Origin of the sequence: Escherichia sp. Lx600-2 (assembly GCF_036662595.1) — a bacterium.
Taxonomy (GTDB): domain Bacteria; phylum Pseudomonadota; class Gammaproteobacteria; order Enterobacterales; family Enterobacteriaceae; genus Escherichia; species Escherichia coli.
Genome location: NZ_JAYQWM010000023.1, coordinates 1 through 13791, shown reverse-complemented (window position 1 = coordinate 13791; position 13791 = coordinate 1). Strand labels below are relative to the sequence as shown.

Annotated in this window: 12 protein-coding genes and 1 pseudogene; 5 read left to right on the top strand and 8 right to left on the bottom strand. The window is 53.2% G+C overall.

Going from position 1 to position 13791, the window contains the following annotated elements; translation table 11 throughout:
• Positions 1-77 precede the first annotated feature (77 nt).
• A complete protein-coding gene (gene yjcO, locus OQV04_RS10825; RefSeq protein ID WP_000719886.1) occupies positions 78-767 on the top strand; it encodes a Sel1 family TPR-like repeat protein YjcO in 690 nt (229 codons plus the stop codon).
• Between the two features lie 189 nt (positions 768-956).
• Here the strand turns inward: yjcO and gltP are convergent, their stop codons facing one another.
• From gltP to nrfA, 8 genes are all read right to left on the bottom strand, one after another.
• Entirely contained in the window at positions 957-2270 is a 1314-nt protein-coding gene (gene gltP / locus OQV04_RS10820; protein ID WP_000789589.1) for a glutamate/aspartate:proton symporter GltP, read from the bottom strand.
• Positions 2271-2611: 341 nt separating this feature from the next.
• On the bottom strand, positions 2612-3208 hold the full coding sequence (gene nrfG, locus OQV04_RS10815; protein ID WP_000812895.1) for a heme lyase NrfEFG subunit NrfG: 597 nt from the start codon (positions 3206-3208) through the stop codon (positions 2612-2614).
• A complete protein-coding gene (gene nrfF, locus OQV04_RS10810) occupies positions 3205-3588 on the bottom strand; it encodes a heme lyase NrfEFG subunit NrfF (protein WP_032281999.1) in 384 nt (127 codons plus the stop codon). Before nrfF ends, nrfG begins: the two co-directional genes overlap by 4 nt.
• Positions 3581-5299 (bottom strand): heme lyase CcmF/NrfE family subunit, encoded by a 1719-nt coding sequence (locus tag OQV04_RS10805; protein ID WP_071999288.1) that lies wholly within the window; start codon positions 5297-5299, stop codon positions 3581-3583. Before OQV04_RS10805 ends, nrfF begins: the two co-directional genes overlap by 8 nt.
• Before the next feature lie 19 nt (positions 5300-5318).
• Positions 5319-6275, bottom strand: coding sequence for a cytochrome c nitrite reductase subunit NrfD (gene nrfD / locus OQV04_RS10800; protein ID WP_032281997.1), 957 nt, complete (start codon positions 6273-6275; stop codon positions 5319-5321).
• Positions 6272-6943, bottom strand: a complete 672-nt coding sequence (nrfC, locus tag OQV04_RS10795) for a cytochrome c nitrite reductase Fe-S protein (protein ID WP_000220281.1) — start codon at positions 6941-6943, stop codon at positions 6272-6274. Before nrfC ends, nrfD begins: the two co-directional genes overlap by 4 nt.
• Positions 6940-7506: a cytochrome c nitrite reductase pentaheme subunit gene (gene nrfB / locus OQV04_RS10790; protein ID WP_001296647.1), complete on the bottom strand. Its 567-nt coding sequence runs from the start codon at positions 7504-7506 to the stop codon at positions 6940-6942. The genes nrfC and nrfB overlap by 4 nt, the downstream gene beginning before the upstream one ends.
• A gap of 44 nt (positions 7507-7550) precedes the next feature.
• Positions 7551-8987: an ammonia-forming nitrite reductase cytochrome c552 subunit gene (nrfA, locus tag OQV04_RS10785; protein WP_000196875.1), complete on the bottom strand. Its 1437-nt coding sequence runs from the start codon at positions 8985-8987 to the stop codon at positions 7551-7553.
• Between the two features lie 392 nt (positions 8988-9379).
• Here nrfA and acs point away from each other — a divergent pair, with 392 nt between their 5' ends.
• The 4 genes and pseudogenes from acs to OQV04_RS10765 all read left to right on the top strand — a co-directional run.
• Positions 9380-11338: an acetate--CoA ligase gene (acs, locus tag OQV04_RS10780; protein ID WP_000078209.1), complete on the top strand. Its 1959-nt coding sequence runs from the start codon at positions 9380-9382 to the stop codon at positions 11336-11338.
• A gap of 132 nt (positions 11339-11470) precedes the next feature.
• Positions 11471-11785 carry a DUF485 domain-containing protein gene (locus OQV04_RS10775; RefSeq protein ID WP_001296646.1) on the top strand — a complete coding sequence of 105 codons (315 nt, stop codon included), beginning with the start codon at positions 11471-11473 and terminating at the stop codon, positions 11783-11785.
• Entirely contained in the window at positions 11782-13431 is a 1650-nt protein-coding gene (actP, locus tag OQV04_RS10770; RefSeq protein ID WP_000832550.1) for a cation/acetate symporter ActP, read from the top strand. Before OQV04_RS10775 ends, actP begins: the two co-directional genes overlap by 4 nt.
• Positions 13432-13608: 177 nt before the next feature.
• Positions 13609-13791, top strand: a pseudogene (locus OQV04_RS10765) (pentapeptide repeat-containing protein); the annotation flags it as partial.

Below are 13791 nucleotides of genomic sequence, written 5' to 3'. Positions count from 1 at the left end.
GCCTCCTTTCGGAGGCTGTTTTTTTATCCATTCGAACTCTTTATACTGGTTACTCCCTACCCAATCGTATTATCAAAATGAAAAAAATTATCGCATTGATGTTGTTTTTGACATTCTTTGCCCACGCCAACGACTCCGAGCCTGGCAGCCAGTATTTAAAGGCAGCAGAGGCCGGGGACCGACGCGCACAATATTTTCTTGCCGACAGCTGGTTTAGCTCCGGCGATTTGAGCAAAGCCGAATATTGGGCACAGAAAGCCGCCGACAGCGGTGATGCTGATGCCTGCGCGCTGTTGGCGCAGATCAAAATCACCAATCCGGTCAGTCTGGACTATCCACAAGCAAAAGTTCTTGCAGAGAAAGCGGCGCAAGCGGGAAGTAAAGAAGGTGAAGTAACGCTGGCGCATATTCTGGTAAATACTCAAGCGGGCAAACCGGATTATCCAAAGGCGATTTCGCTGTTAGAAAACGCCTCGGAAGATCTGGAGAACGACTCTGCCGTCGATGCCCAAATGCTGCTTGGTTTGATTTACGCCAACGGCGTGGGCATTAAGGCCGACGATGACAAGGCAACCTGGTATTTCAAACGCAGCTCTGCAATTTCCCGAACCGGTTATTCCGAGTACTGGGCGGGAATGATGTTCTTAAACGGTGAAGAAGGTTTTATCGAGAAGAACAAGCAAAAGGCGCTGCACTGGTTGAACCTGAGCTGTATGGAAGGGTTTGATACCGGGTGTGAAGAGTTTGAAAAATTAACCAACGGTTAAGATAGGCCCGATAAGACGCGTTAAGCGTCGCATCAGGCGTTGATGTCGGATGCGGCGTAAACGCCTTATCCGACCTACAAAATCACGCTAAATCAGGCTATTGCGCTGTCTGACGTAGGCCTGATAAGACGCACCAGCGTCGCATCAGGCATCCACACATTGCCGGGGGATAACCCCGGCAATCTTCAATTATTGATCCGCAGTTTTATCAAATTTGCCCAGCACTTCACGCTCATAAGCCAGCGCCTTTTTGCGGTCAAATTTGTGTTCCCACTTGGCAATCACCAGCACCGCCAGCGCATTACCCACCACGTTCAGCGCAGTACGCGCCATGTCGAGGATACGGTCAACACCAGCAATAAACGCCAGACCTTCCAGCGGAATACCTACGCTACCCAGCGTTGCCAGCAACACCACAAACGACACGCCAGGCACGCCAGCAATCCCTTTCGAGGTCACCATCAGCGTCAGCACCAGAATGATTTCCTGCCAGATGGACAGGTCAATGCCATACAGCTGAGCGATGAAAATAGCGGCAATACTTTGGTACAGCGTCGAACCATCAAGGTTAAAAGAGTAACCGGTCGGCACCACGAAACTGGTGATCGACGCCGGTGCTCCGTAGGCTTCCATCTTCTCAATAATTCGCGGCAGTACGCTTTCAGAGCTGGCAGTGGAGTACGCCAGAATCAGCTCATCTTTCAGAATACGAATCAGGATCCAGACGCTTAACCCGCACAGGCGCGCCACAATTCCCAGCACTACCAGCGCGAAGAACAGAATGGCGAAATGCACCAGCAGCACCAGTTTCGCCAGTGGCCACAGAGAAGAGAAACCAAAGTTAGCCACCGTCACCGCAATCAGCGCAAACACACCCACCGGCGCATAACGCATCACCATGTGAGTCACTTTAAACATGGTTTCAGAGATGGAGCGGAACACGGTCACCAGCGGTTCACGATGCGTCGCGGGCAGGGAGGAAAGCCCCAGACCAAACAGCACCGAGAAGAAGATGATCGGCAGCATTTCGCCTTTCGCCATCGACGCCACAATGTTCGTCGGCACCAGCGACAAAATCGTGCCCATAATGCCGTGGGAACTGCTTTGTACCGCTTCCGTAGTGCTCTGATATTTCGAGATATCGACGGTCGCCAACTGCGACATATCCACCCCGGCACCGGGCTGGAAGACGTTCGCCAGAGTGATCCCCAAAATGATGGCGACGGTGGTGATCACCTCGAAGTAGATAATGGTTTTCGCGCCAATACGCCCGAGCTGTTTGGCATCACCAACACCCGCGATACCCACCACCAGCGTGGAGATCACAATCGGCACAACAATCATTTTGATCAGATGGATGAAGATATCACCCGCCGGAGAGAGCAAATTGACGACCAGCCAGTCGCGGCTGTCGCTATGGTAGTGCAGGTAGCTTCCCAGGAGAATGCCCAGCACCATAGCAAACAGAATCTGCCAGGCCAGGCTGAATTTTATATTTTTCATCAGAATAACTTCCTCAATGGAGCGCCGTTCCCCGTTCAGAAACGCGAGAACGTGACATACTGCCAGGGCATGAATTGTGTTGCGTTGGTTTGTGGATTTTTTTAACGCTTATGATCAGTATCATTTGCGCGGTATGTTGCGCAACCCTTTAACAACAGAGCTTTTCGCTGCATTAATGCATAATAACGCGAGTTTATGGCAGGATTAATGAATAACCATTTGTTATGGAAAGATTTTTATTTGTTTAATCTGCAATAATACTGATTGGTGATTATTTTTGGCATATGTTCATTCGATTATTTTTTATGCAGCTCAATAACATAATCTTCATCACCAGATGATTAATCCGATCTCCGCTGCAACAGTTTCGCCATATTAATCGACTCGACCAGCTGTGTCCGGTTGATCCGGGGTGAGTTGAGATCCATCACTTTTTGCCATAGTTCGATGGCTTGCGCGTAATTCGCCTGCATAAACGCATCGGAAGCCAGCAGCATCAGAGCGGTGATTTCGTTAGAGTCCAGCGCGAGGGCTTTGTCGATCATTGCGCGAGTCTGGGCGGTCATATGCTGGCTGGCCTGGTAATAAAGCACCGTCGCCAGCGCCGCATACAGTTCAGCGTTCTCACCACGTAGTTGCAACGCCTGACGGTACGCCAGCAGCGAATTGCTGTAATCGTTTTGCCACAGATAGTACTCGCCCAGTAACGCCCATTGTTCGCTGTTTTGTGGATTAGCACGGATTTTATCCTGCAATGCCTGAAGCTGCGCTTCCGGGGTTTGCTGGCTGGCAAACTGATGTAGCGGATCGCGCTGACGCTGATACTCCGCACGTACCGCCTGCCATTTTGGGCTTAACAGATAACTGCCGACACAGAGAAATACCATCAATATCGTGAGTGTTGTCAGCATTTTCACCGGTATTTTTGGCTGTTTCATCGCTTCGCCCTCACTCGCCAGAGGATCAGTGCCATCAGCAGTAACAACACCACTGGCAGCGCCCACAACACCAGCGTCTGACCCGTTAACGGTGGGTTATAGCGAACAAAATCTCCGTAGCGTTCGGTCATCCAGCCAATGATTTCGACTTCACTTTTCCCCTCCGCCACCATGCTGTAAACCTGATGGCGCATACTGACTGCCACCGGCGCGTTGGATTCCAGTAAGTTTTGATTCTGGCACTGCGGACAACGTAACTGGCTGGCAATATTTAACGCCTGTTCCTGTTGTTGCGGATTAGCGAATTGCCAGGTGTCTACAACCTGAGCGCGCGCAAAACAGGTAAATAACAGCAGTAGCGTGAGAAGTCCTTTACTCATCGCGCTTCCTCCCCCGCCATCCGCTTAATAATGCGCCTGCAATCATCAACAATCCTCCCCCCCAGATCCAGCGCACACCGCTTTGTACATACAAACGAAAAGCGTAACGATCCGCTCCAGTTTTCTCCCCCATGACCGCATACCAGTCATGGATGCCGTTCCAGCGAATTGACGGTTCCATCATTTGCTGACGACGAGCTTCGTAAAAACGCCGCTCCGGCGTTAATTCACCAATGCGTTGCTGATGGTCAAACAGCGCCACTATCGCTTTTTCGCTGGTGTAATTGCCTTTGGCTTGCAGATCGAGGCGCTCAAAACGGAAGGTGTATCCTGCCAGCGTCACCTGCTGACCCGGCTGTAAATTCAGGCTGATCTCCTGACGGCTGACGCTGGAGACCACGATCCCCGCGGCAAATAACAGCATGCCCGCATGCGCCAGCAGCGCCGGAAGCTGCGCGCGTTTGCCAGAGACAAACGTCGCCAGCACAATCACCACCAGCATCAACAGACCAAACGGTAACGTCGCGCGGTTAAAATACGGTGCGCCAACGGAGAGGCGTCCCCAGCCCAGCAGGCCGTAAATCATCGGATAAAGCGTTCCCACCAGCACGATCAGTAGCACTGCGCAAAACAGCAACAGCGTAGCGAGGATTAACATTTCCCGCGATAACCCCGAAAAACGCACCGCCGGGCCACCGTCCCGCGCTCGCCAGCCATACAGAGCCAGAGACGCAAGGCTAATCAGTGCAAACAGGCTGAACAACGGCACGGCGCGAACGTTATCCAGAGCGAACGCATGAACCGAAACCAGAATGCCAGAACGGACAATTAAGGTGCCCAGCAGCGACAGCATCAGAGTAACTATCGCCAGCAACAGCGACCAGTGGCGGAAAATCCCCCGCTGGCGTGTCAGGGATAAACTGTGCAGCAGCGCAGTGGCAGAAAGCCAGGGTAATAAAGAGGCGTTTTCCACCGGATCCCAGAACCACCAGCCGCCCCAGCCGAGTTCGCAGTAGGCCCACCAGGAACCGAGGATGATCCCCGCCGTTAATGCGCTCCAGCCAGGTAGTGCCCAACGCCAGCAAATTCGGGCGCAGGCACCATCAAACTCGCCGCGCAGTAGACTCGCCAGCGCCACGCTCGCCGCTACCATCAAACCGCCATAGCCAAGGTAAAGCAGCGGTGGATGAAAGATAAGACCGGGATGTTGCAGCATCGGATTGAGATCTCGGCCTTCGATTGCTGGTGGAAATATCCGCACGAAGGGATCGGACCACAGCACCACAAACAGTAGCAGTGCGGCGAGCATGAGAGATAAAACGGCTAACGTCAGCGGAAATAGCGGATCGGTTTGCTGCCGATAATGCCAGGCAAACAGCGTGCTCCAGGCGGAAAGCAGCAGAACCCAAAGCAGCAGCGAACCTTCATGACCACCCCATACCGCCGCCAGTTTGAGTTCCCACGACAGCAGGCTGTAGCTATGTTGCGCGACATAAATGACCGAGAAATCGCTGATGAGAAAACAATACGTCAGTACGCCAAAGGCGAGCAGCAGGAGCGCGAACTGTGCCAGAATGCCGATGCAAGTGAGTCGCATCATGGCAGGCCAGCGCAACCGCACTCCCGCAAAGGCCGTCAACGGGGTCAACACGTTGACCCCGAGACTTAACAACAGCGCCAGAAAACCGACTTCAGGAAGGAATACGTCCAGAAACCACCTCTGTTCTGGCTTACGCCACCGTTAACTGCCCGGCGTAGAGAATGAAAAAGCGCAACATCAACACGCCGACCAGGCTGGCTCCACACGCCGCCAGCACGGCAGGAATGCCGGAACTGCGATTGACCCACGGTTTGAGCAACATTGGCACAATCAGCCCCAGCCCGGCGACACCAAGCCAGAACCACCACGTCCAGAAACCGCCGCCCAATGCCGCCACCAGCGCACGCACTTTACCGTCATCGCCCAGCGCCAGACCGACAAAAAACGCCACCAGCAGGAAGATTTCACCCCATACCACGGGGATTTCCATACGGTGTACAAACTGCGCTTCCGTGGAATGCGGGTTACTGCGTTGGCGTATCGCCATGGCGATCAGTGCCACCGCCGCACCGGACGAGATGCCGGAGAAGAGGAACAGCACCGGCAGGATCGGGTTATTAAGGAACGGATACGATTTCAGCGCCGACAGCAGAAAACCGGTATAAGCCCCCAACAACACCGCCAGCACCAGCATCAATGTTTCCAGTCCGCGATGAACGGGCGTCAGCAGGCTCAGAACCTTTTGCATGATCCCCAGCTTCGGCAACCAGCGTTGTTGCAGGGCAAGCAAATCATGTTCAAAGATTTTCGCCAGCCACAGCACCAGCACCACCATGTAAAGCTGAAACAGCATCACCCCCATCGACATCACCGAGGTAAAACTGTAGTGGAACATCAGCTTCCAGAAGGTCCACGGTCTTGTCAGGTGGAAGACGAGGATCAACAGACCGAGGATCACCGCGCCAGGTCCGACAATCAGCGTGGTGCGCAGCAACGTGCTGTCTGCACCGCCCGCCTGCGGGTAGAAGCGACGTAACAGCACAGCCAGCGTCACCAAACCAGCAGAAATACCAATCAAAAACAGGTAGATGGCAATCGGCCAGTCCCACACCAGCGATTCAAAATGAAATGCGGAAGTCTGCGTCATTGGCTCACCTCCCCGTATTTAAACGGTACGCGGTACAGCTTCGGTTTGGTTCCCAGCGCCAGCTTGTAGCGGTAAGTAGGCTTCTGGCGCAGCAGTTGCGAAATCTCACTGTTAGGATCGTCCAGATTGCCAAACGTCAGCGCCTTCGTCGGGCAAGCCTCAACGCACGCGGGCAGCTTACCGGCCTGCAAATTGGTCTTACGGCAGAAATCGCATTTGTCCGCCGTCTTCGTGACCGGATGGATAAAGCGCACGCGGTACGGACAGGCGGCGATGCAGTACTGACAACCGACGCAGAGATCAGGATTAACATCGACAATCCCGCTAGCGGCATCACGAAAAGACGCACCGGTCGGGCAGACGTCAACGCACGGCGCATGATCGCAGTGCTGGCAAGACTTACGGAAGAAGCGATATTTCACATCAGGAAATTCGCCCTGCGGCTCGCTACGAATAATCGTCAGGCGCGAGACGCCTTCCGGCACCTTGTTCACTTCCCGACAAGCATCCATACAGGCGGTACAGCCGATGCATAACGACTCGTCATGCACCATGCCGTAACGTACCCCATTGATATTCAACGTTTTCGCCACCACGCGTCCTGCGGTGCCGCTGACGGCTGCCAGCACGCCGACGCCGGTGAGAAACTGGCGACGAGACCAGGTCATGGCTGCTCCTTAAGCAACGGAACAGACGCCGGGTTAAAGTTCGGATTGGTGCGCTGATCGCTGTGGCAATCGACGCAAATCTTAATCCGTCCTTTGTCACTTAACGTCTGCATCGTATCTTGCTGTGGATGCAGGGAATGGCAGCTGGCGCACGCCACTTTGGTTACGTGGACATCGTGCGGCCAGAACGCTTTTTGCAACTGTTCCGGCAGATGGCAGGACATACAGACGCTGTTCTGCTCTCCAACCTTGTACATCGGCTCGTTAAAGCGCATCACATCTTTCACCCCTTCGCGGTGTTGCGGTGATGGCTGGCCGTGACAGTTGGTGCAGGTGACCGGCAGTTTGTTATTCGGGTTGATAACGGAAGCATGTTTGCCATGCATACCTTCGGTATCTGGCTTATGACAGTCCAGACAGGCGGCATCCGGGTTACGCTGCTGGGTAACTTCGTAGCGATCACCAGATGCCTGCGCCGCAGGGGTAGCGGTAATTCCGTTCAGGCTCCACAACAGGCCCGACGCCAGCACCCCGGCAGTTAATAACGAACGTAATACGCTCATATTCACTCCATTGTGTTTTCCGCCCCTTGCGAGGCGGAACGGGGTTATTGGCTTAACAGACCGTTTTTACGTGCCTGCTCTTCCCACTGCGGGATCACCGTTTTGATGAAGTCCTGCTTCTCGGCCTTGATTTGTTCCATGTTCAGGCCAATGGCCTGCTGGGCTTTCTCTTTGGTTGAGATATCCGGGATCTGGATTTCATGGGTGATGCCTTTGGTCGCCAGCAGGCGCGCCAGTTTGGTGCGTGCATCCGCCGCTTTATCCATCGCAGTACCGAGCATCCTCAGACCTTCTTCCGGTGCGTGCATATGAATGCCGTGGGAAGCAATCGCCAGATCCCAACGCCACTGGGCATGACGGATATCGTCCTGAATCGGCTTCATTTCGGCTTCCGTCGCACCTGCGTCCAGCGCCGCTTTCGCTTCGAAGTGAGCGTGAACCAGTTGATCTTCAACCTTGATTTTCAGGTCGTTAATCGACTGCTTACGTTCCGCGACCACTTTTTGCAAGGCAGCTTTGTCCTGGGTATGGCAGTTCGCACAAGTCTGGGCGAAGTTATCAAACGGATTACCAATTTTATGGTCGGTGTAGAGTTTGCCTTCGGCGTTCTGCACTTTTGGCATATGGCAGTCGATACAGGTCACGTTGTTTTTACCGTGAATGCCCGCTGTCCAGGTTTCATATTCCGGGTGCTGCGCTTTCAGCATTGGCGTTTTCGACAGGGAGTTAGTCCAGTCAGAGAAGGCAATTTTGTCGTAATACTGCTCCATATTTTCGACTTTCATGCCGTCATCCCACGGGAATTTAACCGCTTTGTTTTTGCCGTCGAAGTAATACTCCACATGGCACTGACCGCAAACCATCGATTGCTGGTCGAAACGTCCGGCTTTCTCAAAAGGTTTACCAATGGCTTCCATCGCGCGAGCCGCATACGGACGGGAAAGGGTTAACTCCGGTTTGCCTTTGGCGAACTCTGGTGAGGCGGTGTTATGGCAGTCGGCACAACCTAAGTTGTTGACGATTTCCGGGCCGCCGCGCGCCCATTTACCGTGGAAGTAGCCATCTTCGCCGTCTTTCTGGATCAGACGCGCCACATCCGGGCTTTTACAACTCCAGCACGCCATCGGTAGCGGACCATCTTCAGCGTTTTTCGGCGCACCGGTACGCAGGGTTTCACGCACATCGGTCACAGCAAAGGCATGTCCACGCGGCTTGTTGTAATCGCGCGAGAAGGGATACCCCGCCCACAGGATCACCAGCCGTGGATCTTCCGCCAGGGCGTCAACTCGCTCTGACTGTTCCGAGGTGGCTTTCCAGGAGAGATATTGATCGGGATGCTGCGGGGCAAAGGTTTCATTCTTCGCTTCCACAGTTACAGGTTTTGCGGGAGCAGCCGTTTGTTCAGCGTGAACAGAAGTGAAAAAGAAAAAAGGAATCAATAAGCTGAAGATACGGCGTGCGTTTATTTTTATCCTTGTCATAGGGGCTTCATCCGAATTGCGCCATTGTTGCAATGGCGGTTTTTATTGTTTTTCACGACAGTAACCGCACCTACACTGTCATGACATTGCTCGCCCCTATGTGTAACAAATAACCACACTGTGAATGTTGTCTTTAATCAATTGTAAGTGCATGTAAAATACCACTTTAGAGTTAGTCAGTATCTTCCTCTTTTTCAACAGCATGCATAACTGCATGTTCCTCAAAGAATTAATCAACTTTTGTTGCTGACCTTCAAAAATTACCCTGCCGTTTATTTGCACAATTCTACTTTTGCGTGATCTGTCGCCCAAATACTAAACAAAACTGCCAATACCCCTACATTTAACGCTTATGCCACATATTATTAACATCCTACAAGGAGAACAAAAGCATGAGTCAAATTCACAAACACACCATTCCTGCCAACATCGCAGACCGTTGCCTGATAAACCCTCAGCAGTACGAGGCGATGTATCAACAATCTATTAACGCACCTGATACCTTCTGGGGCGAACAGGGAAAAATTCTCGACTGGATCAAACCGTACCAGAAGGTGAAAAACACCTCCTTTGCCCCCGGTAATGTGTCCATTAAATGGTACGAGGACGGCACGCTGAATCTGGCGGCAAACTGCCTTGACCGCCATCTGCAAGAAAATGGCGATCGTACCGCCATCATCTGGGAAGGCGACGACGCCAGCCAGAGCAAACATATCAGCTATAAAGAGCTGCACCGCGACGTCTGCCGCTTCGCCAATACTCTGCTCGAGCTGGGCATTAAAAAAGGTGACGTGGTGGCGATTTATATGCCGATGGTGCCGGAAGCCGCGGTTGCGATGCTGGCCTGCGCCCGTATTGGCGCGGTGCATTCGGTAATTTTCGGTGGCTTCTCGCCGGAAGCCGTTGCCGGGCGCATTATCGATTCTAACTCACGGTTGGTGATCACTTCCGACGAAGGCGTGCGCGCCGGGCGTAGTATTCCGCTGAAGAAAAACGTTGATGACGCACTAAAAAACCCGAACGTCACCAGCGTAGAGCATGTGGTGGTACTGAAGCGTACTGGCGGGAAAATTGACTGGCAGGAAGGGCGCGACCTGTGGTGGCACGACCTGGTTGAGCAAGCCAGCGATCAGCACCAGGCGGAAGAGATGAACGCCGAAGATCCGCTGTTTATTCTCTATACCTCCGGTTCTACCGGAAAACCAAAAGGCGTACTGCACACTACCGGCGGTTATCTGGTGTACGCGGCGCTGACCTTTAAATATGTCTTTGATTATCATCCGGGCGATATCTACTGGTGCACCGCCGATGTGGGCTGGGTGACCGGACACAGTTATTTGCTGTACGGCCCGCTGGCCTGCGGCGCGACCACGCTGATGTTTGAAGGCGTACCGAACTGGCCGACGCCTGCCCGTATGGCACAGGTGGTGGACAAGCATCAGGTCAATATTCTCTATACCGCGCCCACGGCGATTCGCGCGCTGATGGCGGAAGGCGATAAAGCGATCGAAGGCACCGACCGTTCGTCGCTGCGCATTCTCGGTTCCGTGGGCGAGCCAATTAACCCGGAAGCGTGGGAGTGGTACTGGAAAAAAATCGGCAACGAGAAATGTCCGGTGGTCGATACCTGGTGGCAGACCGAAACCGGCGGTTTCATGATCACCCCGCTGCCTGGCGCTACCGAGCTGAAAGCCGGTTCGGCAACACGTCCGTTCTTCGGCGTGCAACCGGCGCTGGTCGATAACGAAGGTAACCCGCTGGAAGGGGCCACCGAAGGCAGTCTGGTGATCACCGACTCCTGGCCGGGTCAGGCGCGTACGCTGTTTGGCGATCACGAACGTTTTGAGCAGACCTACTTCTCCACCTTCAAAAATATGTATTTCAGCGGCGACGGCGCGCGTCGCGATGAAGATGGCTATTACTGGATCACCGGGCGCGTGGACGACGTGCTGAACGTCTCCGGTCATCGTCTGGGAACGGCGGAGATTGAGTCGGCGCTGGTGGCGCATCCGAAAATCGCTGAAGCCGCTGTCGTCGGTATTCCGCACAATATTAAAGGTCAGGCGATCTACGCCTACGTCACGCTTAATCACGGGGAGGAACCGTCACCAGAACTGTACGCAGAAGTCCGCAACTGGGTGCGTAAAGAGATTGGCCCGCTGGCGACGCCAGACGTGCTGCACTGGACCGACTCCCTGCCTAAAACCCGCTCCGGCAAAATTATGCGCCGTATTCTGCGCAAAATTGCGGCGGGCGATACCAGCAACCTGGGCGATACCTCGACGCTTGCCGATCCTGGCGTAGTCGAGAAGCTGCTTGAAGAGAAGCAGGCTATCGCGATGCCATCGTAACCTACAATTGCCGGATGCGGCGTATAACGCCTTATCCGGCCTACATTCGGCAAGGGTTACCCGAGCGTTAACCTTCTCCCATAAGGGAGCGGGAATTAAAACAATCCCTACATTACCTCTGGAGAATCTGTGATGAATGGTACGATTTATCAGCGGATAGAAGACAATGCGCATTTCAGGGAGTTAGTCGAAAAACGGCAACGGTTTGCCACCATCCTGTCGATTATTATGCTGGCAGTTTATATCGGCTTTATTTTACTGATCGCCTTCGCGCCCGGCTGGCTGGGCACCCCGCTGAATCCGAACACCAGCGTCACACGCGGTATTCCAGTCGGTGTTGGGGTAATAGTGATCTCCTTTGTTCTCACTGGTATCTACATCTGGCGGGCGAACGGCGAATTCGACCGTCTTAATAATGAAGTCCTGCATGAGGTACAAGCATCATGAAAAGAGTTCTGACGGCGCTTGCCGCCACACTCCCTTTCGCAGCTAACGCCGCGGATGCTATTAGCGGGGCCGTAGAGCGCCAGCCAACGAACTGGCAGGCGATTATTATGTTCCTGATTTTCGTCGTGTTTACGCTCGGCATTACCTACTGGGCGTCAAAACGCGTACGTTCGCGTAATGACTATTACACCGCAGGCGGCAATATCACCGGTTTTCAGAACGGGCTGGCGATTGCCGGTGACTATATGTCCGCCGCCTCATTTTTGGGGATCTCCGCACTGGTGTTTACCTCCGGCTATGACGGCTTAATTTACTCGCTGGGCTTCCTGGTGGGCTGGCCGATCATTTTGTTCCTGATTGCCGAACGTCTGCGTAACCTGGGGCGTTACACCTTTGCCGATGTAGCCTCTTATCGTCTGAAACAAGGGCCGATTCGTATTCTTTCGGCCTGTGGTTCTCTGGTGGTGGTGGCGCTTTACCTTATCGCCCAGATGGTGGGCGCAGGTAAACTGATCGAGCTGCTGTTTGGCCTTAACTATCACATTGCAGTGGTGCTGGTCGGCGTGCTGATGATGATGTACGTCCTGTTCGGCGGCATGCTGGCGACCACTTGGGTACAAATTATCAAAGCTGTGCTGTTGCTGTTCGGTGCCAGCTTTATGGCCTTTATGGTGATGAAACACGTCGGCTTTAGCTTCAACAATCTGTTCAGCGAAGCGATGGCGGTACACCCGAAAGGTGTCGACATCATGAAGCCGGGAGGGCTGGTGAAAGATCCGATCTCCGCGCTGTCGCTGGGGCTTGGATTGATGTTTGGTACGGCTGGCTTGCCGCACATTCTGATGCGCTTCTTTACGGTCAGCGATGCCCGCGAAGCGCGTAAGAGCGTGTTCTACGCTACCGGATTTATGGGCTACTTCTATATCCTGACCTTTATTATCGGCTTCGGCGCGATCATGCTGGTCGGTGCAAATCCGGAATATAAAGACGCGGCGGGCCATCTGATTGGTGGTAACAACATGGCGGCCGTTCACCTGGCGAATGCAGTGGGCGGCAACCTGTTCCTCGGTTTTATTTCAGCGGTTGCTTTCGCCACTATCCTCGCGGTGGTTGCGGGTCTGACGCTGGCGGGCGCATCAGCGGTTTCGCATGACCTGTACGCTAACGTCTTCAAAAAAGGCGCGACCGAACGTGAAGAGCTGCGGGTATCGAAAATCACCGTCCTGATTTTGGGTGTGATTGCGATTATCCTCGGCGTGCTGTTTGAGAATCAGAACATCGCCTTTATGGTGGGGCTGGCGTTTGCCATCGCGGCGAGCTGTAACTTCCCGATCATTCTGCTTTCTATGTACTGGTCGAAACTGACTACGCGTGGCGCAATGATGGGCGGCTGGCTGGGGCTAATTACCGCAGTGGTACTGATGATCCTCGGCCCGACGATTTGGGTACAGATCCTCGGTCACGAAAAAGCCATCTTCCCGTATGAATACCCGGCGCTGTTCTCTATCAGCGTGGCATTCCTCGGCATCTGGTTCTTCTCGGCAACCGATAACTCAGCGGAAGGTGCGCGCGAGCGTGAACTGTTCCGTGCGCAGTTTATCCGCTCCCAGACCGGCTTTGGCGTTGAGCAAGGCCGCGCGCATTAATCTCTCCCCTTCCCCGGTCGTCTGACCGGGGAATACTCTTCCTCTCCCAAATGCATCACCTTTTCCCATAATATTAAACAAATAAACTCATTAAAAAATGAGCGATTTTTGACAGTCGTAGAAAATGATAATGCAGAGAATATGCCTTTTCTTTCTTGTTAATTATAAGGATATTTTATGCGCTATAATGGTTTAAATAATATGTTTTTCCCTCTTTGCCTGATTAACGATAACCACTCTGTCACAAGTCCATCACATACAAAGAAAACAAAATCAGATAATTACAGCAAACATCATAAAAACACGTTAATTGACAATAAAGCCCTCTCTCTTTTCACAATGGATGATGATGTACAAGTG

Coding starts and splice junctions, on each gene's coding strand:
- yjcO (WP_000719886.1), top strand. CDS start 78: ATGAAAAAAATTATCGCATTGATGTTGTTTTTGACATTCTTTGCCCAC.
- gltP (WP_000789589.1), bottom strand. CDS start 2,270: ATGAAAAATATAAAATTCAGCCTGGCCTGGCAGATTCTGTTTGCTATG.
- nrfG (WP_000812895.1), bottom strand. CDS start 3,208: ATGAAACAGCCAAAAATACCGGTGAAAATGCTGACAACACTCACGATA.
- nrfF (WP_032281999.1), bottom strand. CDS start 3,588: ATGAGTAAAGGACTTCTCACGCTACTGCTGTTATTTACCTGTTTTGCG.
- nrfD (WP_032281997.1), bottom strand. CDS start 6,275: ATGACGCAGACTTCCGCATTTCATTTTGAATCGCTGGTGTGGGACTGG.
- nrfC (WP_000220281.1), bottom strand. CDS start 6,943: ATGACCTGGTCTCGTCGCCAGTTTCTCACCGGCGTCGGCGTGCTGGCA.
- nrfB (WP_001296647.1), bottom strand. CDS start 7,506: ATGAGCGTATTACGTTCGTTATTAACTGCCGGGGTGCTGGCGTCGGGC.
- nrfA (WP_000196875.1), bottom strand. CDS start 8,987: ATGACAAGGATAAAAATAAACGCACGCCGTATCTTCAGCTTATTGATT.
- acs (WP_000078209.1), top strand. CDS start 9,380: ATGAGTCAAATTCACAAACACACCATTCCTGCCAACATCGCAGACCGT.
- OQV04_RS10775 (WP_001296646.1), top strand. CDS start 11,471: ATGAATGGTACGATTTATCAGCGGATAGAAGACAATGCGCATTTCAGG.
- actP (WP_000832550.1), top strand. CDS start 11,782: ATGAAAAGAGTTCTGACGGCGCTTGCCGCCACACTCCCTTTCGCAGCT.